Source organism: Cylindrospermopsis raciborskii Cr2010 (genome assembly GCF_003367075.2).
Taxonomy (GTDB): Bacteria; Cyanobacteriota; Cyanobacteriia; order Cyanobacteriales; family Nostocaceae; genus Raphidiopsis; species Raphidiopsis raciborskii.
This window is the reverse complement of sequence record NZ_CP065936.1, coordinates 2,164,600-2,186,107: the sequence shown is the minus strand read 5'-3', so window position 1 is coordinate 2,186,107 and position 21,508 is coordinate 2,164,600. Positions and strand designations below refer to the sequence as shown.

The following is a 21,508-nucleotide window of genomic DNA, read 5'->3' as shown; positions in this document are numbered from 1 at the left end:
AATTATTTCTGTATACTTGACTCCACTAAATCACGACTAAACTCCTCTGCTCTAGCACTGGGAACCAAGGTCCAACCCGCTTTCAATAGTTTCTGATAGGTTGCCCACCCCTTAGACCCACCAGGTATGGGATAATCAGGAACGGAAAATTGCGGAAAAGCTGTATAAGGTCGCCATGGTTGACCTGCAGCAATTTGCAGGTGTAAGATTTTCTCCCCATCACCGCTAAATTTAGATAACCAACACATTTGTCGAATCATCGCCAACTCCTTGGAATATTATACACAGTCGTGTGAGGGCAAAAATATAGATTTCAAGGAAAATTGTGGAAAAACATCAGCTCCTATTTAAAATTTGACCTAAAATTTGGGGTTTTCTAAGATGTCTCGCCTTTTGTTGAAGTTACCGACAGAGCTACAAACTGGAGTTAATTTACCTGATGGTAGGTAACTCTTTTTTATGGCAGAGTCATGCACGCTCACCCCACCTACCCAGATATTAACAATCTGGGTAGGTTTGGGTAGACATTAATGAGCGGTTGCAAAGGTACTAACAGGAGAGTTTTCAAAAGTTGCTGTCAAAATGCTTTCTCTCGGTACTAAGTTTTTTTCATGTTAACCACGGTTTTTTTCAGTGGATGTAACAATGACTACGATTTCACCCAAATTTGGTAAAAAAGGCAAAAAAAGCCCATTTGTTCCCAAGTTTTACTCATTGATGGTAATCATAGATGATAACTATTGGACTCAATTTTGGGATTGTGGTAGATTGTCAAGGTCATTTAATTTACTCTATAATATGCAACCTAACTTCCGAAAGAATTTACATACCAATATTTCTGTCACCGCAGCTGCGATCGCATTGTTGATTGCTAGTCCAGTTGCAAACTCAAATATTGCTAATGCCCAAACTAATACAACTAATACCCGCCCAGCTGCATCCATTGAAAAACCAAGAGTAATTAATATATCTATTACTGAGGCACAGGTATTAGCTGCTCAAAAGGCTTGGGGAGATGCATTAGTTAGTATCAGCACTACCTATGAACAAAAGGGAATAGCTGCTGCTAGGGAATTAGCAGGAAAAATTATTGACCAAGCTTATGGCTATCAGTTTGGAGCAGTATTGTTTAAACCAACTTTAGCAAAACCACCACAAACATACCGCACCACACGCCAAGGTGCTCTTGCTTACTTTGTTGGTGGTGATCCTGCATTCCCCTCCGATAGTGGTTTTGCTCTCAAAGGGTGGCGTAAAGTAGAAATCCGTAATGCTGGAATTTTCATTAATGGTGACACGGCCATGAGTCTAGCAACTGTGGTGTTGACTGACAAGTCTGGTAAGGTTACAAGCGTGGATAAAACTTGGGGTTTCATAAAAGATAGTAGCGGTAAGTTACGTATTATATTGCATCACTCATCCTTACCTTACGGTAGTTAAGAACTAAAAAGATGGGAAGATTGCAACTACTCTTGTTGAAAAGCCAACAACTGCTGTTGATTAATTCTTCCTGCTTCATGTAAAGTATTAACAATTTCGGAAATAGTTAATACTGAATGACCACAATAACCGTTTTCTTTTAGTTTGTCTTTCACTCCCTTTTCGTGGTCAATGAAAACTACAATATCATTGACCCTTAATCCCACAGATTTAATTTTTTCAGCTCCTTCCATTACACTTTTACCACTAATAAGAATATCATCAACCACTGCGATGGTTTCTCCGGGAAGAAAATTTCCTTCAATCGCTTTGCGTGTACCATGTGCTTTCACCTCCTTGCGGGGAAAAATCATGGGATAACCTAATCTTAATGACAACCCGGTTGCAGTAGGTAGAGAACCATAGGGAATACCAGCTAATCGGTCAAAAGTCAAACCAGCTAGTATTTTCTCATAAGCACCAATCACCTGACTAAATACCTGGGGATTGGAAATAATTTTCCGCAAGTCAATATAATAGGGAAATATGGCTCCCGATGCTTGAATAAACTCCCCAAACATGATACAACCAATGTCAAAAAGTTGTAGAATTAAGTCCTGATGGGGGTGTTTATCCTTTATATTGACATCGGGAAACCACACATCACAACTAGAAGTAGAATTAATCAAATCGCTTCTAATTTGGTTCAATTCCGTCCTTAGAGAGCGAATTTCCTGGGATAGGTTAGTGCTGCTTAACATATCTTGAGGAACCGGAATTAACAATCCATCACCATGATTGTCTAAACCCGCTGCCAAAATTGGTTGAATACTATTCTCTTGTGACCAAACACTTCGTACCATGATTATTCTTTCTGGTGCGACAGCGCGAATAGATTTTAAAATTTCAGGATTGGTTGTTCCTACTTCCAAACATAACTGTTCAGGAGTTCCCCAAGTTTTGGACTCTTGGACTACTTGCAAATAAAAGGGAGAAGTAGTAGGGTATTGTTGTAAAATAGCTGCACTAGGATTAGAAGTACAGCATAAAATAAAGACAGCTTTATCGGGATATACTAAAAATGGTGCAATATGGTCTTGTCCAGCATAAGGATTTAATGTTACCGCGTCAACTTCCCAATCTACAAATATGGAATGGGCAAACATGCTGGTAGTATTGAGATCGCCATGTTTAGCATCTAAAATAATGGGAACTTCCCCGGGAATAGATGCCATTATTTTGATTAACAGTTCTATACCTCTGACTCCTAGAGCTTGATAAAAGCCCAGGGTAGGTTTGTAAGCACAAACAAAATCTGCAGTTTCCGCAATCACAAATTGTAACCAGTTCTCTAAACTGGCGAGCAAATCAGAGCCTTGATAACGCTCTGGAATCATTTCTGGGTTAGGGTCAAGTCCTACAAAAAACAGACTCTGTTTGTCAGTAATATTTTGGTTTAATTTATCTAAAAAAATCATTTTTCACCCACCATTGTATTTTATTTGAACTGTTCTTACTTACAATCCTGCAAACCACTCATAACCTTGGTCTTCCCAATAACCTTTAAAATTTGTTAGTTCAGAAGTTAAGGTCACTCTTGTTACCCATTTACTTTGTTTATAACCCAATTTAATTGGTGTAGCTAATCGCAAGGGCGCGCCATTTTCTCTGGGTAATTTCTCGCCATTTTTTTCGTAGGCCAACAAGGTTTGTGGATGGGTGACAGAAGGTAAATCCCAACTCTCGTAATAACCATCTGCTGATTGAAAATATACGTACTTTGCATTTACATGGGGTTGAGCCAAAGCAAGTAAATCACGCAGACGAACCCCTCCCCATTGTACAATGGCCGCCCATCCCTCTACACAAACATGACGAATAATCATGGATGTGTAAGGTAAACTTTGAATTTCCCTCATATTCAGGTTTAGGGGATGATTAACTTGACCGTCAATAATCAGACGATATTTTTCTAGGTCAATAATCGGTGTACCCCGAAAGCTGTTAATGATTAGGGATTTTGGTTCAATTTGATTGGAGCTAAATTCCGGTACTGGTTTTTGTGGTTGAAATATTAACTGCTCAACTTTTTGATTCCATGGTTCTGATATTTTGCCCACTAAGTCTTCTAATGCTGGTGTACCACAACCAGTTAGGAAAAAACCCATACCTGAAATTCCCCATGTTTTTAAAAACTGACGGCGGGATACTTCCGGATTGATGACCTTAATTAGCTCTCTTTCTATTTCCTTTTGATTATGGTTCATGATTATGGTTCAATGATTTTCAATTAATTAAAAATACCAGTCTACCAAAACATGGATTCAATTAATTTATCTCCTCCTGCTCTTTTACCTAGTTGCCAATGAATGACTACAAATATAATTATCAACGGTACGGAAGCAAAATGCACAATTCTTAATCCTTGCCAGTTGCCAAATATATCCACTAGCCATGGAAATTGGGCTGGTTTATACATCCCCATACCCGTGCATATTGCTAACAAAAGAATGGGGATAATAGCTGTGTAAACAATCCGATGCCAGCTATAGGTAAGACGTTTAATATTGTCGGTTTTCTGCAAGGCTTTAATGTCATTATTCCCCACAAATCTGTGTTGCCAACGTCTGGTCAATAAAATGTACATTCCATAGCTAAAAAGATTCACTGAAAATAGCCACATAGCTGCAAAATGCCAGTGTCTACCCCCTGCTAACCAAGCTCCTAAGGTAAAAATAGGGGGAATGTGTAATCCTCCACGACCACCAAAAACCGGATTGGCATTGTAAATTTGTAGTCCACTAGTAATCATCAGAAAAAGACTGACTATATTCAAACTGTGAAATATTTTGACCGCAAGATCTTGCTTGGGCAATTTCTGAGTTTTTCTGGTGGAGTTCCTATCTATATCCATATTCAAATTTTACTGCCTCATGTTTATATTAGTCATCTGTTAATTTAAATGCAGCGGTTAAAGCTAAAGCTAGGGCATCTGCTGCATCATCAGGTTGAGGAATTTCTTCTAAATCTAACTCCCGCATCACAGCCTCTTGTACTTCTATCTTTTCAGCTTTGCCATAACTGGTTAAAGCCTGTTTAATTTGGGGAGGGGCAAACTCCAAATAGGGAAGTCTCCGTTGTCCCAAAACCAACATGATCACACCTCTTGCTTGTGCTACTAAAATTGTGTTGGCCATTCGGTAAAAAAACAACCTTTCAATAGCAACTACATCTGGTTGTAGTTGGTCTAGGAGGGTGTGTAAATCATCAAATAAGGTACATAGTCGTTGGGTGATTTCCATATCAGAGGGGGTGCGAATCACACCGAAATCAACCATTTTTATGGTGGTATCCGACATTTTGGCTGACCTTTGCTCCAGGGAAATCGCACCAAACCCGACTATTGCTAATCCTGGATCTAATCCTAAAATTTGCCGTGTCATAAATAATAATTCCGGTTTCTGGATAGAAATTTGGTTGACCCAGGACTTGGTTGGGAGTTTCCGGTTAGCAATGGCCAAATCGTGAAGGATTAAATACCAGATAGTATATAATTTTAAACACTTCCTGTACCATACTCCATTTTTAGGTATGTCCATCGGTTTTCTGAAACAGGCTATTAATGCTATACACAACCAACCATATAGCAGCACTACCCATCGGGTCAACCAATGGTTTAAATGGTTATCTCCTGGAATATCGGTTAAACGGTGGTTTATGGTCACTGTCAGCGGTGTCCTCCTAGCCATTTTAGGTTTGGCCATTTGGATGAAGCTAACCCCCATCTTTTGGATCTTAGAGTTACTCAAGGGTTTATTGGCCCTTTTAACAGACATTTTACCCCATTATGTGAGTGGACCCTTAGTTTTGTTATTGGGTGGACTCCTAGTGCTGTGGGGACAATCTCGCACGGTGGGTTCTATTACTCAAGTTTTAAGACCACAGGGATCCCAAGAGGAACTCATAGATGTGATTTTAGCACATCATCGTTTGTATCGAGGTCCAAAAATTGTGGTTGTTGGTGGTGGTACTGGACTTTCTACCCTACTAAGGGGACTAAAAACCTATAGCGCCAATATTACTGCGATTGTCACTGTTGCTGATGATGGTGGATCTTCCGGTAGGTTACGTCAGGAATTCGGTGTTTTACCACCCGGTGATATTCGCAATTGTTTAGCTGCTCTTGCAGATGAGGAAAAGTTATTAACTGAATTATTTCAATATCGTTTTCGAGCTGGTGATGGACTAACAGGACACAGCTTTGGTAATTTGTTCTTAACTGCTATGAGTGACATCACCGGCGATTTAGAACGAGCAGTGGCAGCTAGCTCTAAAGTATTGGCGGTTAGAGGACAGGTTCTACCTGCTACCTTGAGTGATGTTCGCCTTTGGGCGGAAATGGCTGATGGTCGTCGTATAGAAGGGGAATCTAGTATTCCTAAGGCTGGAGGTAAAATTGTCAAGATTGGCTGTATTCCCGCTAATCCTCCTGCCATACCCGCAGCTATTAAGGCTATTCGCAATGCTGATTATATTATTATTGGACCTGGTAGTTTATATACCAGCCTCATCCCTAACTTGCTAGTACCTGAAATCACTCAGGCGATCGCCTCTGCTAATGTACCTCGCATTTATATCTGTAATATTATGACCCAACCAGGAGAAACGGAAGGCTACAGTGTATCTGAACACATTCGGGCTATTGACCATGCTTGTGGCGATCGCAAACTTTTCGATGCTGTCCTGGTACATAGAAGAAGTCCCTCGGCTCAAGCTTTAATCCGCTATGCTCAGCAAAATTCCCACCCGGTATTTCTGGACACGGAAGCTATTTCCCAACTAGGAAGACGCATTGTCCCTGCTAATATACTATATGAGGACGAAACGGGTTTTGTTCGTCATGACCCCCAAAAACTGGCTAGGGTTCTATTAAAATGGTATGGTGCTGCGAGTAAAAAATAGGATCCACAAATTATTCTTATGACTAGGATCTACCTGCAAGATGCAAAAGCTACACGGGAATTTGGCATTAATTTGGCAAAAACCCTGAAGCCAGGTACGGTAATTTTATTACAGGGCGATTTAGGTGCAGGTAAAACTACTCTGGTGCAAGCTATAGGGGAAGGTTTAGGTATCAGTGACCCAATTGTCAGTCCTACCTTTACCCTAATTAATGAATACACTGATGGCATTCTACCTCTTTATCACCTGGATTTGTATCGCTTAGAACCTCAGGACGTAGCCAATCTCTATTTAGAAAACTACTGGGAAGGAATAGACACTACCCCGGGAATTGTGGCTATTGAATGGCCTGAACGCATGCCATACCTACCTCATAGCTATTTAAAGCTGATTCTGACTTATGAAAAAGATAACTCCCGTTATGTAGAAATTATTAGCTCTGACTACCTTGACAAGTGAGCTAGAGCAAAACGCTTAATTCCAGCTAGGTCAGTATGAATAGAAATATGGGAATAATTGCCATTATTTATCAGCATTTCTCTAACTGCTTCGTCTTGTCCAGCCATCATTTCGATTAACCATACACCGCCCGGGAGCAAATAGTGGGGAGAAACTTCTACTAGATAACGAATTGCTTCCAAACCATCCACACCTCCATCTAAAGCTAAATGGGGTTCGTGCTTGACTACTTCCGGTTCTAGGGTTCCTATCATATCACTAGGAATATAAGGTGGATTGGACACCATACCACTAATTTTACCCTGGAGGTGATTTAGAGGTTCCCACCAGCACCCCTGGTGGAATTCCACCCGCTGTGTAAAACCCAAATTCCTTGCATTTGTCCTAGCAACTGCCAAAGCCTGTTCGCTTATGTCTGTAGCATAAATCTTAGCATTTGTCAATACCTCTGCCAAACCCAGGGCGATCGCTCCACTACCAGTACCTAAATCCACCCAGATTCCAGATTGCAGGTCTTGGTTAGCAGCTTCCATCACCAAGTCAATGAGTATCTCCGTTTCTGGTCTAGGGATTAAAACTGCGTCGGACACAGCAAGGGTAAATTTTCGCCAAGGGGTTCTACCTGCAAGATACTGAATTGGCACTCTTTGTTGTAACCGCTTTTGCCACAGACTATCTAATTCAGCTAGGGATAGCACCATGGTCATTTCCTGGTAGTGTTTAAAAGATTCCAACCGCAGTGTTAACTTATCTAGTCCTGCTATCTCTTGTAATAGCCAATCCACCTCTCGTGGAGAAACCCCCTTACCTAAAGCAGTGGTTATAGCGGAATTTCGCCATTTCCATAGTTCAATTCCACTAGTTAGTTGATTAATCATGAGCGTGGTTTTGGGGGTATGGTTTTTGGCTGGGCGCTATTGGAACGCAGATTATTAAGGTGTTGTCTGGATTCGGGAGATGGAATCAAAACCAGCTGTTTTAACCAATCATCGTTCTTTTGAGTCAAGGTATTAATTAATCCGTCCACACCTACAACTTGAATATAAGCCTGGGGGAACTTTCCTTTGACCTTAGTCAGTAAATTTTGGGCATCTTGCTTGCTAAAAAACAAAGGAATTATGGTTTGAGGTTTTTCCCCACCTACTTGAATAGTAATGTGACTTTTATCCTTCCCAGATATGACCGTAAAAATCGGCACACTTTTTAACTGCTCTACCCGTTGACCACTAGCTTTCATCAGCTGTGCTGCTCCCGTCATTTCTTGGGACACCGGGTTAAAAGAAAACAAAAGTTGATTGGGTTGATTTTGTTGTTGTTGCTGTTTTTGATATATAAGTCCCAAAGGTACGGTAGTAACTTGCAACTTTTTGAGCATTTCCTGGGTTTTTCGATCCTTGTCTTTCCCTCGGATTTGCCTAAACTTTTGCACAAAGTTTAAAGCTTCTTGACGGCTCATGTATACATCCGTTATTGCTCTCTCCTGTTTTCCATCTTGGGAAGACATCATGCGACTTAAAGGTGTACCCTGATCATTAGTTATCAAGTACACTGGAACTGCATCTAATTTACCCTTAATTTCTTGTGGTGGTAAGGCAAATACGGTGCCACTATGGCTTAAACTAAGCCCTAAAGTACTTGCGATCAAACTCAAGTTAATACCCGGACCAACTAATGACCTGATAAATGATTTCATAACTAATTTTGTCTAATTGCGCTTTATTACCAAAAACGGGTGGAGGAAAATCCTCACACCCCTTGACATTAATTTCCTGACATTAGTTTCATAGTCAAGATATTTATATCAAGTTACGCCAAAAACAATGACTAAGCCCAAAACAGCTCCAAATACAATCAGAGCATAAAACTGAGCGCGACCATTTTCTAGGTACTTGAGACCTTCACCACTGACTAGGGTGAAAAACCCAGTTAAATTAACTGCACCATCCACAACTCGAAAATCAACTTCCATAACTTGTCGAGCTACACGACGCAAACCAAGAACAAACACCCGATGATAGATATCGTCAAAATACCATTTATTCAACGACAACTCATACAGAGACTGGAACTTAGCAGCGATCGCACTGGGGTCAATTTTCCTAGCCCAATACATAAGAATTGCCAAAGTAATGCCCACCACGGAAATGGCCACAGAACTACCCGCCATGAGATAAAATTCATGAGGGTCAAATTTTGCCGCTTTTTCCATTACTTCTGTTAGAGTTTCGGTTGGGGAAAAAATAAACTGCTCAAAATAGTTAGCATAGGGAGTTCCCACCAGTCCAATCAAAATAGAAGGAATAGCCAATACTAGCAAGGGTAGAGTCATCGTCCAAGGAGACTCATGGGGTGAGTGTCCGTGACTTTCCAACTCGCCTTTTTTCATTGCTCCTGGTCCAAAATTAGGTTGTAATTCCCCGCCTAACTTAGCAGTAGCTTGTTTAAGCATAGTTTTGATTGTTTGGTCATTACCCCGGAATTGACCCTCAAATGTTGAGAAATACATTCTAAACATGTAAAAGGCGGTGATTCCAGCAGTTACCCAACCAATCAACCATAGTAGAGGATTTGCAGCAAAAGCTGCGCCCAATATTTCATCTTTAGACCAGAACCCAGCAAAGGGTGGAATCCCAGCAATTGCCAAACAACCTATTAAAAAGGTAATCCCCGTAGCTGGCATATATTTCCTTAATCCACCCATTAAGCGCATGTCCTGAGCTAAAACTGGGTCGTGACCCACCACTCCTTCCATACCATGAATCACTGACCCAGAACCCAAAAACAGCATTGCTTTAAAATAAGCATGGGTCATTAAGTGAAATAAACCCGCACTGTAAGCACCCACTCCCATAGCCATCACCATATAACCCAATTGAGAAATGGTGGAGTAGGCCAGTCCCTTTTTAATGTCATTTTGGGTAATGGCAATAGTCGCTCCCAAAAATGCTGTAAATGCTCCCGTAAAGGCAATCACATTCATAGCAACTGGAACGTGTTCAAACACCGGATACATTCGCGCAATTAAAAATACACCCGCTGCTACCATTGTAGCTGCATGGATAAGCGCGGAAATCGGTGTGGGACCTTCCATAGCATCTGGGAGCCACACATGCAGGGGAAATTGGGCTGATTTAGCTACTGGACCGAGGAACACCAAAATGGCAAGCAGAATCGCCAATGCATTGCTAATAGTACCCGATTCTACCAATTCTCCTAGGCGATCGCCCATGATGGTAAAATCAAAGCTACCTGTGGCCCAAAACAGTCCTAGAATCCCCAGCAACAACCCAAAGTCGCCTACTCGGTTAGTTACAAATGCCTTTTGACAGGCTTCTGCTGCTGGTTTGCGGTCATACCAAAAACCCACCAGTAGGTAGGAACACATCCCTACCAATTCCCAAAAGATGTAAACTTGTACCAAATTAGGACTCAGTACCAACCCTAACATTGAAGAGCCGAATAAACTGAGATAAGCATAAAACCGCACATAACCCGGGTCATGGGACATATAGCCATCTGTGTAAATCATCACTAAGAAAGCTACCGTGGTCACCACTACTAACATCATAGCTGTCAGGTGGTCAATAGTATAGCCCATACTTAGGTGAAAGTTACCTGCTGATGCCCATTCCAGAGTAGTTGTGTAGGGAGCATGACCTTGGTATTGACTCCATAATAGGGACATGGAGAGACCCATGGCAATTCCCATTAGGGAGACAATCAGAACAGCATTTAGCTGTCGCAGGCGATTTGTTGTTTGATTTAACGAGATTAGTCCTAGACCTACCAGCATTGCTCCTAATAGGGGTAAAACTGGAATTATCCAGGCATACTGATAGATTACTTCCATCACTCACGCCTCAAAATTTTGACCATTTGAGGACAATAATGCCACAACTTTCCCGTTGATGACTGTGCATTAGGAAATGAGAGCAAATCAAAATTTTGTTTTTTTCACCTCTCCTATATCCAGGATGCAACAATTGGGCGGGAATTGCCTCTCTCATATTCTAACGCGTCTCCAGCTTGGGAAATAATTGCTAGGTGACTTCCGTTAATAGGACTTTGTTATGTTCAAGATACTTTATATGGGTACGCCTATTTTTTTGTCTATTTCTCCTTTTCTCTTCCCCACTCCCCTGTTACTAATATATCTGTATTTTATTTCTCCCAGTGCTTGACGTAAATCATCCCGACTGCGAAAACCCTCTAAACGTTCCCGGACAATTCCCTTTTCTATTAGTAGTAGGGTTGGTAGGGATTTCAGCCTATAGGTCGTAGACAACTTAAAATTTTGGTCGGCGTTAACCCCCACCAGTTTCACACCTACCCCGCATTCAGCTTGAAACTGTAGTAACAATGGGTGGATAAGACGACACAATCCACACCAGGGGGCCTCAAAATTAACTAACACAGGTACTGAGGATTCTAAAACTTCTTCAGTAAATGTTCGATCACTAACCGATAACACCATGATGCCTCTTGATTTATAGGGTTTTTTATCACCAGCAACTATCACCGACAGGTCTAAGAAAGTCAGATTTTTATGTGAAACAAGATATCTATCGGCTAGTCACCATGCATTAACTATGTTTTGGGTTTGCTTCATTGATAATCCAGGTAATAATTAGTATGACACAATTTGGGGATCATTAACCACTTTTAAGAAAGGCGGATAATTTAACCAATAGTCCAGCCAACTTAGTGAAATTAAAATCTTATGGCAACAGTAGGGATCGCTGCTAACTACCATAATACCATATTGCTGGCCAGGATTAACAAAGGATGAGACCACCAAAATAAACCTACAAAAATGGCCACTCCCAAGTAAGCAGGACGAATAAATTCCTGCCACTTTAGCGATTGTCGACCATCCAAAATTGCTTGAAAGGGAATAACAGAAGTGCGCTGTTTGACCAGTTCAAAAGCTTCACCATATCTTTGACTCAACCGGTGATCTCCATGCCAAACTCCAAATAAATGGTGTAAAATTAAACCCAGTGATGTCACCAAGGTGAAGCTGGTGCCAATCCAAAGGGTGTGAGCAATACACCAGATCACTTGTCCTACCATTTGTGGGTGGCGAGTAATCCGAATAATACCTGTTTCATAAAGGTGAACTTGAGGTTTTTGAATGGCAGCAATTTCTAGTAAATTGAAGGTAGCAGGATATAAAAATAAAAAGGAAATCGCTGATAATACCCAAACGGTTAACTTTACTCCCCCCATATCTTGTAATTGCCATAGTTGCCAACCATCATAACGATGATTAAAAAAGTAGCTAATTAAAACCGCTGCTAGGGGTAAGCTAACAAGTGCAAATGCGATTCGATACAATCTAGGTCCAACCTGTTTTTCTGCCCAGGGACGCAAAGCAGCACCCCCACTGTGGGCGATCGCAAAAATCAACTGTAAACCCAACATGATAAAATGACTGGTGGTCAACCAAGAATTGGAGATCATAAAGTACAACTCGAATCCAACATTTACAATACCTCAGTGTAGCTAAGTGCAGGTAACAAATATAGAGTTAAAAATAGCTAACCGCTAAATGATATAACAGTCGTATAACAACTACCCGCGCCAATTAATTTTGCCAGATGCTCTTTCCCTAGTTTATAGGTTAAGCCTTATGTCTGACCTTCCTTTTACTTTAGACCAGTTACGCATTCTCAAAGCCATTGCCCAAGAAGGGAGCTTTAAACGTGCTGCTGAGAGTCTTTATGTCTCTCAACCAGCTGTTAGCCTGCAAGTACAAAACCTGGAACGTCAGTTGGATGTTCCCCTATTTGACCGGGGTGGGAGACGGGCCCAACTGACTGAAGCTGGACATCTCCTCCTTAACTATGGTGAAAAAATCTTGGGTTTATGCCAAGAAACTTGCCGTGCAATTGAGGATTTACAAAACCTTCAAGGTGGTACCCTGATTGTGGGTGCTTCTCAAACTACGGGAACATACTTGCTACCACGTATGATTGGTATGTTTCGTCAAAAATACCCCGATGTGGCTGTACAACTTCATGTTCACTCAACCCGTCGTACAGCATGGAGCGTGGCTAATGGACAGGTTGATTTGGCAATTATTGGTGGTGAAATACCCACGGAACTGGCAGAATATTTGGAGGTTCTTCCATACGCTGAAGATGAGTTAGCTCTGATATTACCCACCTTCCACCCTTTTACAAAACTCCATACTATTCAAAAGGAAGACCTATATAAACTACAGTTTATTGCCCTCGATTCCCAATCTACTATCCGTAAAGTTATTGACCATGTGCTAATACGTTGTGGTCTTGATACTAGAAGATTTAAATTTGAAATGGAGCTAAATTCCATTGAAGCTATTAAAAATGCTGTTCAATCCGGTTTGGGCGCTGCTTTTGTTTCTACTTCAGCTATTGTTAAGGAGTTACAAATGGGCATGCTCCATCGCTCAACCATTGAGGGTGTAATTGTTAAACGCACACTGTGGTTGATTTTTAACCCCAATCGCTATCGTTCTAAGGCTGCAGAAGCTTTCAGTGAAGAAATTCTTCCTCGCTTTGCTAATCCTGGATGGAATGCAAGTGCCTTAAAAACCTCACCACCTACTACCAATCTGTTAGATATAGACACAGATAATGACAGTTTATTTGCATAAGATTCGGAATAATTCACATTAACTCACATCCTGGGCTGCTTAATTACTTTTATGGAAAACTGGCAATTTCTAATCCAGAAACAGGGCGATCGCCATTGGCAAAGTCTCGACTCCTCCCGTTTGGAAATTTCGCTGGGTAGATATAGGGTCTTGGCTCGTTCTCATCTTGTTAATCAGCAGGTGGAGGTACTAATAACTCATTCTCTTCCCTGGGCAGATCAATCTAAAAAGCTGATTGTTCAGGGCACTCGTCGATCTAATCAGGATGGTTTGATCGCAGTTTTACCTTTTACCGATCTCCAGGAGGGAATTTGGGAATTACAATGCTGGGGAAGGGTAGGGGAGGATGAATCTTGGCAATACAGTCTGGTACTGGGGGTTTCTTCCCCTGATGAAGATGGGTTAACGGAAAATAACAATCAGATTCATGCTGAAACTGAGTATAGTGAATATGGATCTGACGATGCTAGTGGTGATCCTATTTTATCCACTATGGAGGATTTTATTAATCAACCAGCTAGTCCTGTGTTCTCTGGAGGAAAAACTGCAGAAGAAATTTTCCAAAGAGTCATAGATTTCACCAGTCCCCAATCCCAGGGTGAATATTTATCCGGGACATCTGTTCCTCAGTCCCCATCTCTACCTCTGGAACTGTTTTTGGAACAGAATACCTACATCGTCAATTGGGGTAAGCCGTTTAGTATTAACGGTTATGGAATTTTATCAAGCAGCAAACAACTCACATCTCCCTCATTATCTTCCGTTAAAATATATCAGGTCCATCTGTCTGTTCAGGTGCGATCGCCTGGTGAATCCAAAATTCTCCTTGATTTCCCACAGCACCTCTCTACGGAAGAACTATTACCTTTTGCTTTTAGTCATAACCTTACTATTCCCCATGACTGCATATCACAATTACTTTTAGCTACCATAAATCTGTATGGAAGTTTTACTCCCCATGATCAGGTTATCCTACTGGCCAGCCATCCCTTTACCATCACAGCTGAATTTGACCAGCTACTACCCCTAACCTCACAAACTTCTCTGGTATTGTCTACTTCACCGGGTCATTATACTGGGATTTTATCCCCTCCCTCATCTTCTCCATCACATCTAGGATTGGAACTGTTTAATCTAGTCAAAAAACCTGAACTAGCCCATTTTCACGTTTTGGAACCAGCTCCTCACCAACCACTCCCTCCTAAAATTCAACCAGTATCTAAAGAGAGTAGGTTATCACTTGTACCAGTGGAAAGAGAGGAGGAATTTTATCCGGTAAATATGGAGCTAGAAGCAACCCCGGAAGTATCAAAACAGATGTTAACGAACACTGTCAATTTACCAGGTGATGAGATAGTTATTGATGATTTAAATATTGATACAATTATTAACCCGGAAGAACATGGTCAGTATGATGGTGCTAATCAATCCCTGGAGTTGGAAAAACAACCATGGAACGATGTAAACACTGGACAAGAGATGCTATTACCCACCCCCGGACTGTTTTTACCCAGTGGTGAGTTACTAGCTGGATCTTTGATTAAAATTCGTTTAGAAGTTGATCAGATGTATCCAAACTTAACTATTAAACTATGGTTAGAAGACTGCCAAAGCCGGGAGTTATTAGATGGTCCCCATGTACTGACAGATTTCCAACTCCATTCCCCAGGAAAGTGGCAAACAATTACCCAGTTGGTTGTACCCCTGGGTTGTACCCAAATTCTCCTAGGGGCGATCGCCGTGGAGTCTGACAGTCAAAGGGAAAGTCATAAGGTCACAGCTATCAGGAACATAATGGTAAATCCACAAGCTCCCGTTCCCATATCAAATCACAATCTTTGTTAAAAATCTTGACCATTTGTCAAAAGGGTGAAAATTGTGCAGTAAACTCCTAAGATGACCTCGATTTTCAAGGATCCTTACTATGTCAGGTTCATTATTTCCCTCTATTTTGGCTTATTCTTCATTTTTGCCTTCGATTTTCGTTCCTTTAACTGGTTTAGTTTTACCAGCAGTTGCCTTCGCTTCTTTGTTTTTATATATTGAAAGCGAAGATATTGGCTAGTTGAGGCTCCTACCGACCGAAAAGTCGGTGGGTGTGCTTTAACGGAGAGGGGGAGATTCGAACTCCCGGAGGTTTTAGCCTCATCCGATTTCAAGTCGGACGCAATCGACCACTCTGCCACCTCTCCAGATTATTAACATATAACACAAGACATTATAACCAATAATTTAATTTTTGGCAATGGTTGGTTTAACTTTTGATTCCCGTAGATCCAATCCCCTGGATCAATTGCTTTTGTCCCACAAAGAATAATACTAATACTGGAACAGTAGCAATGGTAACTGCTGCCATCATTAATGGCCAGTTATTTGTAAACTGCTCTTGAAATCCTGCTAAAGCTAGTTGTACCGTCATTAATTCTGGTCTGGTAGTAAACATTAAAGGTTTAAACAAATCGTTCCACTCACCAATAAAAGTAAATAAAAATAAAGTTACCAAAGCCGGACGGGATAAAGGTAGAAGGATATACCAGAGGATTTGTAAGGGATTAGCTCCATCTAAAATAGCAGCTTCCTCTAATTCTAAGGGAATAGTGGCAAAATATTGGCGTAAAAGAAAAATCCCAAAACCATTGGCGGCGGTGGGTAAAATCATTGCCCAGTAAGTGTTAATCATATTTCCCCACTTCAATAGGAGGAAAATAGGAATAACCAGGAGCTGAAAAGGAATAACCAAAGTTGCTAGAATTAGAAGCAAGATGGCCTGTTTACCTCGAAATTGTAACCGAGATAGGGCGTAACCAGCTAAAGCAGAGGTAATAATCTGAAAAGCTGTAACTGCGATCGCCACTAGGGTAGAATTAGCAAAAGCCAGTAGAAACCGACCTCTTTCCCAGGACTCCAGATAATTGGCCCAAGTCCAACTTTTCCCTGTCAACCCCAGACTTTCACCCGCTGAAGAAAAAGAGGTGAGAAAAACAACGATCAAAGGTAGTAAAATGATAAGTGATCCAAGCAATAAAAGGAAAAAACTCCAAAAATGTTTGACCTTACCATTCCAGATCAGATGCAACAACATTGTTTATGACTCCATTTATGACTCAAAAATCATTGGTTTTTCCTAGTCTTACCATAGAAGTAAGGGTGGGGGCACAGAGTTGTTTCTGTCCTTAAAATTTCAGTCTCAATATATATAGAGTGATGGAGTAAACATATCATGCAACAGCTAGTTGAACAAATTGAAAAAACTGATTTTCAGAGCGCGAAATATAAAGACGCTTATAGCCGAATTAATGCCATAGTAATTGAGGGTGAGCAAGAAGCACACGAAAACTACCTCACCCTAGGCCAACTACTACCACCAAATCAGGAGGAACTGATCCAGTTATCTAGGATGGAAAGTAGACACAAAAAGGGTTTTGAGTCCTGTGGGCGGAATCTATCTGTTAACCCGGATATGGAATTTGCCAGTCGGTTTTTCTCCCCCTTACATAATAACTTTCAAATCGCAGCTCAACAAGGTAAAGTTGTCACCTGTCTATTGATCCAATCCCTAATTATTGAATGCTTTGCGATCGCTGCCTATAATATATATATTCCGGTAGCAGATCCATTTGCACGTAAAATTACTGAGGGAGTAGTGAAAGAAGAATACACCCATCTTAATTTTGGTGAAGTTTGGCTAAAAGAGAACTTTGAAGCATCAAAAGAGGAGCTAGAGGTAGCGAACCGTGAAAATCTGCCTATAGTATGGCAAATGCTCAATCAAGTGGCTGAGGATGCCAAAGTATTGGGGATGGAGAAAGATGCTCTAGTGGAGGACTTTATGATTCAATACGGAGAAGCATTAAGTAATATTGGGTTTACCACCCGTGATATTATGCGTCTTTCGGCTTATGGACTGGCAACCATATAGCCACGTCAAATCCTCGGTTGTAAAACCGGGGGTTCAAATAATTAAGAGTAAGGTGTTACTATAGAAAAATTGGTTCTGATTTCTAGCTTTTAACTGCACAATCTTATATCACTAATGTTTGGTCTAATTGGACATCTGACAAGTTTAGAACACGCCCAGTCCGTGGCTCAGGATTTGGGATACCCGGAATATGCCGATCAAGGGCTGGATTTCTGGTGTAGCGCCCCTCCACAAATTGTGGACAGTATCATAGTGACCAGCGTCACGGGTCAAAAAATCGAAGGAAAATATGTGGAATCCTGCTTTTTACCAGAAATGCTAGCCAATAGACGTATTAAAGCAGCAACCCGAAAAATATTAAATGCTATGGCTCATGCTCAAAAGCATAATATTAACATTACAGCTTTAGGCGGATTTTCTTCTATAATTTTTGAGAATTTTAATTTAGAACAGTTTAAACAAGTTCGTAACCTGACATTAGAGTTTGAAAGGTTTACGACGGGTAATACCCACACAGCTTACATTATTTGCCAACAGGTAGAGGTGGCAGCTAAACAGCTAGGTATAGAATTGAGCAAGGCAACTGTAGCAGTGTGTGGAGCAACGGGTGATATTGGGAGTGCAGTTACGCGCTGGTTAGATAAAAAAACGGATGTGCAAGAACTGTTGTTGATCGCCCGCAACCAGGAACGTTTGGAGAAACTACAAGCGGAACTGGGACGAGGGAAAATCATGGATCTACAACAAGCTCTACCTCAAGCGGATATCGTGGTTTGGGTAGCAAGTATGCCCAAGGGGGTGGAAATTGACCCAAAAGTTCTCAAACAACCATGCTTACTAATTGACGGAGGTTACCCGAAAAATCTGGGGACAAAAATTCAACATCCAGGGGTACATGTGTTAAATGGAGGAATTGTGGAACACTCTTTGGATATTGAGTGGAAGATTATGAAAATAGTCAATATGGATGTCCCTTCACGTCAGTTGTTTGCCTGTTTTGCTGAATCAATGTTATTGGAATTTGAGAAGTTATACACTAACTTTTCCTGGGGAAGGAATCAGATTACAGTAGACAAAATGGAGCATATGGGTCAACTATCCCTCAAGCACGGTTTTAGACCATTGTTAGTTTAGTAATGATGGAAAATACCCGATAATCAATAACTGATAACCGATAACTGACAGACCATGGCAAACACTGAACGCAAACCCCTACTGTTGGATTTTGAAAAGCCTTTGGCAGAACTAGCCAAACGGATTGACCAAATTCGCGAATTGGCAGATGAAAATGGTGTGGACGTATCCGGGCAAATCCGCCAACTGGAAACTAGGGCAATGCAACTGCGAGAAGAAATATTTAGCAGTTTAACACCCGCTCAAAAACTTCAGGTGGCTCGACACCCCCGAAGACCAAGCACCCTGGACTATATTCAGTCTATCAGTGATGAGTGGATGGAATTACACGGCGATCGCTGTGGAGGAGACGATCCAGCTTTAGTAGGTGGTGTGGCGCGTTTAGACGGACAGCCAGTAGTGATGTTAGGTCATCAAAAAGGTCGGGATACTAAGGATAACGTGGCCCGTAACTTTGGTATGGCAGCTCCAGGAGGATATCGCAAGGCCCTACGACTCATGGAACATGCCAATAAGTTTTCTATGCCTATTATCACTTTCATTGACACTCCCGGTGCTTGGGCAGGTATAGAAGCAGAACACCAAGGACAAGGAGAGGCGATCGCCTATAATTTGAGGCAAATGTTCTGTTTTGATGTACCAATTATTTGTACAGTAATTGGTGAAGGTGGGTCCGGTGGTGCTTTGGGTATTGGAGTGGGAGACAGACTGTTAATGTTTGAACATTCAGTGTACACCGTTGCTACTCCAGAAGCATGTGCAGCAATTTTGTGGAAAGATGCCAGCAAAGCTCCACAAGCTGCGGTAGCACTGAAAATCATTTCTCAAGATCTGAAAAATTTAGGTATTATCGATCAGATTTTGCCAGAACCTCTAGGTGGAGCTCATGCAGACCCCCTAATGGCGGCGAATAATCTTAAACAAGCCCTGTTAAATAGCCTAGACGAGTTAAACAGACTAACACCATCGGAACGTCGTCAGCTCCGTTATGACAAGTTTAGAAAAATAGGTGTGTTTCATGAGGTGGGTCACTAGTAACCCATGCAATAAATTTTCTCCCAAAAATAACAACCAACTATATCTAACACTATGGTAACATAAAAGAAGGTATGGACAATATTTGGAGTTGATCCAGATGGAGTTTGACTGCGTCAATTAGAGTACGCGAACAAAAACGGTTCTAATGAATCCCCGTCTCTTTAGAGACAGGGAGAAGTCAATTTTCCAAATGCTAACCCATCTCTGACAAAGCGCGCAAAGAGTAACCCTGTGTTGACCCTGTCCAACAGTGATTGACACACACAATCTTGTACGGAACTAATTAGGGGTAGGGGGTAGCCCCTAGCACCGGCAAAAATTGGAGATAGAATGAGTTTTGAGAAGAAAAAACGGGCTTTGATTACTGGTGCAAGTGCTGGAATTGGCAAAGAAACAGCTATAGCCTTTGCTAAAGAGGGGATAGATGTTGCATTAGTGAGTCGTTCCCAAGAAAAATTACAGGGGGTAGTAGCAGCAGCAAAAGCAGCAGGAGTGGAAGCAAAAGCTTTCGCGGTTGATTTAAGTTGTGTTTCCCAGGTAAAAGCCAAAATTCAGGCGATCGCTGATGAATTTGGAGACATAGATATTTTGGTCAACAATGCTGGTATGGGATACACTGGCAATTTAAGTGACACTTCCCTAGAAGATTGGAGGAGAGTAATAGACTTAAATCTCACCAGTGTATTTCAGTGTACGATGGGAATTTTGCCCAGAATGAGACAAAGAGGAAAAGGGACAATTATTAACATAGCCTCTATAGCAGCTAAACAGGCCTTTGCTGGATGGGGGGTTTACTGTGTGAGCAAAGCTGGTTTACTGGCCCTATCTCAGACTTTAGCCCAGGAGGAGAGAGTTCACGGTATTCGAGTGAGCGCAATTTGTCCTGGGGCGGTCAACACCGAAATTTGGGATACAGAAACAGTAAATGCCAACTTTGACCGAAGTAAGATGTTAACTGCACAGACAGTAGCACAGACAATTCTACATAGTGCTTTATTACACCAGGAAGCAGTAATTGAAGAATTAACTCTGATGTCTAACGCCGGCGTGCTTTGACTCGACAATAAACAATGACCAATTATCAAGACTAATACCATGACGATTGCTAGTTCTAACGGTTCCAGTCGCTTACAATCTCCGCTGATTCCTGATTTATCACAAGCTATCAGTACTAGACCTGACCGGAACACTCATAATGGTAAGCAGCCAGATCTGCACGAACCTTCGGAAGAAAGCATAGAGCAGATGAAAGCAGCTGTGCGAACCATGCTCATAGGTGTAGGAGAAGATCCGGAGCGAGAAGGACTTCTAAAAACACCCAAGCGTGTAGCAGAGGCGATGAAATTTCTCACCAGTGGTTATAATCAGTCCTTAGAGGAACTGGTCAATGGTGCGATTTTTAACGAGGGACACGAAGAGATGGTGTTAGTGCGAGATATCAACTTCTTCAGTCTTTGTGAACATCACATGCTACCATTTATGGGTAGGGCACACGTTGCTTACATTCCCAATCAAAAAGTAGTTGGGTTAAGTAAACTAGCTAGGATTGTAGAGATGTATGCTCGTCGTTTACAAGTGCAAGAAAGATTAACCCGACAAATTGCAGAAGCGGTTCAAACTATTCTTGAACCCAAGGGTGTGGCCGTGGTGATGGAAGCCACCCACATGTGTATGGTAATGCGCGGGGTGCAAAAACCCGGTTCCTGGACCGTTACCAGCTCTATGATTGGAGTATTCCAAGAAGAGCAAAAAACCCGGGAAGAATTTTTGAACTTGATTCGTCACCAAGCAGCATTCTTTTAGGTTGAGGGGAAATGGGGAATTTGGGGGAATATAAGGTAAACGGGACTGGTGCGACTTGAACGCACGACCTGTCGCTTAGGAGGCGACCGCTCTATCCAACTGAGCTACAACCCCAAAGAAGTAAAAAATTACTC

At 41.6% G+C, this 21,508-nt stretch carries 22 protein-coding genes and 2 tRNA genes; 11 read left to right on the top strand and 13 right to left on the bottom strand.

The window, feature by feature from the left end; genetic code table 11:
• Positions 1–2 precede the first annotated feature (2 nt).
• Entirely contained in the window at positions 3–260 is a 258-nt protein-coding gene (locus C6N34_RS09900) for a hypothetical protein (protein WP_057179095.1), read from the bottom strand.
• Between the two features lie 385 nt (positions 261–645).
• On the opposite strand from C6N34_RS09900, the gene C6N34_RS09895 reads away from it, so the two are divergent.
• On the top strand, positions 646–1,440 hold the full coding sequence (locus tag C6N34_RS09895) for a hypothetical protein (protein WP_231922609.1): 795 nt from the start codon (positions 646–648) through the stop codon (positions 1,438–1,440).
• Between the two features lie 26 nt (positions 1,441–1,466).
• Here C6N34_RS09895 and C6N34_RS09890 read toward each other — a convergent pair whose 3' ends face one another.
• Genes C6N34_RS09890 through ruvC form a run of 4 tightly spaced genes read right to left on the bottom strand, consistent with a single transcriptional unit; the run spans position 1,467 to position 4,862 of the window.
• Entirely contained in the window at positions 1,467–2,897 is a 1,431-nt protein-coding gene (locus C6N34_RS09890; protein WP_115538061.1) for a bifunctional orotidine-5'-phosphate decarboxylase/orotate phosphoribosyltransferase, read from the bottom strand.
• 39 nt (positions 2,898–2,936) lie between these two features.
• Positions 2,937–3,686 (bottom strand): molybdopterin-dependent oxidoreductase, encoded by a 750-nt coding sequence (locus tag C6N34_RS09885; protein WP_115538062.1) that lies wholly within the window; start codon positions 3,684–3,686, stop codon positions 2,937–2,939.
• Positions 3,687–3,727: 41 nt separating this feature from the next.
• The gene (locus tag C6N34_RS09880; protein WP_057179092.1) at positions 3,728–4,333 is read right to left on the bottom strand and encodes a cytochrome b/b6 domain-containing protein; all 606 of its coding nucleotides are present in this window, start codon (positions 4,331–4,333) and stop codon (positions 3,728–3,730) included.
• 28 nt (positions 4,334–4,361) lie between these two features.
• Positions 4,362–4,862, bottom strand: a complete 501-nt coding sequence (ruvC, locus tag C6N34_RS09875) for a crossover junction endodeoxyribonuclease RuvC (protein ID WP_181883988.1) — start codon at positions 4,860–4,862, stop codon at positions 4,362–4,364.
• 148 nt (positions 4,863–5,010) lie between these two features.
• On the opposite strand from ruvC, the gene C6N34_RS09870 reads away from it, so the two are divergent.
• Together C6N34_RS09870 and tsaE are read left to right on the top strand one after the other, a co-directional pair.
• Positions 5,011–6,381: a gluconeogenesis factor YvcK family protein gene (locus C6N34_RS09870; protein ID WP_006277855.1), complete on the top strand. Its 1,371-nt coding sequence runs from the start codon at positions 5,011–5,013 to the stop codon at positions 6,379–6,381.
• An 18-nt stretch (positions 6,382–6,399) separates the two neighbouring features.
• Entirely contained in the window at positions 6,400–6,840 is a 441-nt protein-coding gene (gene tsaE, locus C6N34_RS09865; RefSeq protein WP_102938484.1) for a tRNA (adenosine(37)-N6)-threonylcarbamoyltransferase complex ATPase subunit type 1 TsaE, read from the top strand.
• Here tsaE and prmC read toward each other — a convergent pair.
• The 5 genes from prmC to C6N34_RS09840 form a co-directional block, all read right to left on the bottom strand.
• Positions 6,825–7,718 (bottom strand): peptide chain release factor N(5)-glutamine methyltransferase, encoded by an 894-nt coding sequence (gene prmC, locus C6N34_RS09860; RefSeq protein WP_115538063.1) that lies wholly within the window; start codon positions 7,716–7,718, stop codon positions 6,825–6,827. The genes tsaE and prmC overlap by 16 nt on opposite strands.
• A complete protein-coding gene (locus C6N34_RS09855; RefSeq protein WP_115538064.1) occupies positions 7,715–8,533 on the bottom strand; it encodes a Tic22 family protein in 819 nt (272 codons plus the stop codon). Before C6N34_RS09855 ends, prmC begins: the two co-directional genes overlap by 4 nt.
• Positions 8,534–8,641: 108 nt before the next feature.
• The gene (locus C6N34_RS09850; RefSeq protein WP_115538065.1) at positions 8,642–10,690 is read right to left on the bottom strand and encodes an NAD(P)H-quinone oxidoreductase subunit 5; all 2,049 of its coding nucleotides are present in this window, start codon (positions 10,688–10,690) and stop codon (positions 8,642–8,644) included.
• A gap of 234 nt (positions 10,691–10,924) precedes the next feature.
• Positions 10,925–11,314, bottom strand: a complete 390-nt coding sequence (locus C6N34_RS09845; RefSeq protein ID WP_057179088.1) for a thioredoxin family protein — start codon at positions 11,312–11,314, stop codon at positions 10,925–10,927.
• A 272-nt stretch (positions 11,315–11,586) separates the two neighbouring features.
• Positions 11,587–12,303 carry an NnrU family protein gene (locus tag C6N34_RS09840; RefSeq protein WP_057179087.1) on the bottom strand — a complete coding sequence of 239 codons (717 nt, stop codon included), beginning with the start codon at positions 12,301–12,303 and terminating at the stop codon, positions 11,587–11,589.
• A 169-nt stretch (positions 12,304–12,472) separates the two neighbouring features.
• Between C6N34_RS09840 and C6N34_RS09835 the strand changes: the two genes are divergently transcribed.
• The 3 genes from C6N34_RS09835 to psaI all read left to right on the top strand — a co-directional run bounded on the left by C6N34_RS09835 (position 12,473) and on the right by psaI (position 15,545).
• Complete coding sequence (locus C6N34_RS09835; protein ID WP_057179086.1) at positions 12,473–13,480, top strand: LysR family transcriptional regulator; 1,008 nt, start codon at positions 12,473–12,475, stop codon at positions 13,478–13,480.
• 51 nt (positions 13,481–13,531) lie between these two features.
• Positions 13,532–15,325: a hypothetical protein gene (locus tag C6N34_RS09830; protein WP_115538066.1), complete on the top strand. Its 1,794-nt coding sequence runs from the start codon at positions 13,532–13,534 to the stop codon at positions 15,323–15,325.
• Between the two features lie 79 nt (positions 15,326–15,404).
• Positions 15,405–15,545 (top strand): photosystem I reaction center subunit VIII, encoded by a 141-nt coding sequence (gene psaI / locus C6N34_RS09825; protein WP_071985341.1) that lies wholly within the window; start codon positions 15,405–15,407, stop codon positions 15,543–15,545.
• A gap of 42 nt (positions 15,546–15,587) precedes the next feature.
• Here the strand turns inward: psaI and C6N34_RS09820 are convergent.
• Positions 15,588–15,672: transfer RNA gene (locus tag C6N34_RS09820), tRNA-Ser, on the bottom strand.
• Between the two features lie 62 nt (positions 15,673–15,734).
• A complete protein-coding gene (locus C6N34_RS09815; RefSeq protein ID WP_006276491.1) occupies positions 15,735–16,562 on the bottom strand; it encodes a carbohydrate ABC transporter permease in 828 nt (275 codons plus the stop codon).
• 138 nt (positions 16,563–16,700) lie between these two features.
• Here C6N34_RS09815 and C6N34_RS09810 point away from each other — a divergent pair, with 138 nt between their 5' ends.
• The 5 genes from C6N34_RS09810 (at position 16,701) to folE (ending at position 21,374) form a co-directional block, all read left to right on the top strand.
• On the top strand, positions 16,701–17,399 hold the full coding sequence (locus C6N34_RS09810) for an aldehyde oxygenase (deformylating) (RefSeq protein WP_115538067.1): 699 nt from the start codon (positions 16,701–16,703) through the stop codon (positions 17,397–17,399).
• 114 nt (positions 17,400–17,513) lie between these two features.
• Entirely contained in the window at positions 17,514–18,533 is a 1,020-nt protein-coding gene (locus C6N34_RS09805; protein WP_115538068.1) for a long-chain acyl-[acyl-carrier-protein] reductase, read from the top strand.
• Between the two features lie 54 nt (positions 18,534–18,587).
• Entirely contained in the window at positions 18,588–19,568 is a 981-nt protein-coding gene (locus C6N34_RS09800; RefSeq protein WP_057179082.1) for an acetyl-CoA carboxylase carboxyltransferase subunit alpha, read from the top strand.
• 333 nt (positions 19,569–19,901) lie between these two features.
• Complete coding sequence (locus tag C6N34_RS09795; RefSeq protein WP_006276487.1) at positions 19,902–20,627, top strand: SDR family oxidoreductase; 726 nt, start codon at positions 19,902–19,904, stop codon at positions 20,625–20,627.
• A gap of 39 nt (positions 20,628–20,666) precedes the next feature.
• Entirely contained in the window at positions 20,667–21,374 is a 708-nt protein-coding gene (folE, locus tag C6N34_RS09790; RefSeq protein WP_057179080.1) for a GTP cyclohydrolase I FolE, read from the top strand.
• Positions 21,375–21,414: 40 nt separating this feature from the next.
• Here the strand turns inward: folE and C6N34_RS09785 are convergent.
• Positions 21,415–21,488: transfer RNA gene (locus tag C6N34_RS09785), tRNA-Arg, on the bottom strand.
• Positions 21,489–21,508: the final 20 nt, after the last annotated feature.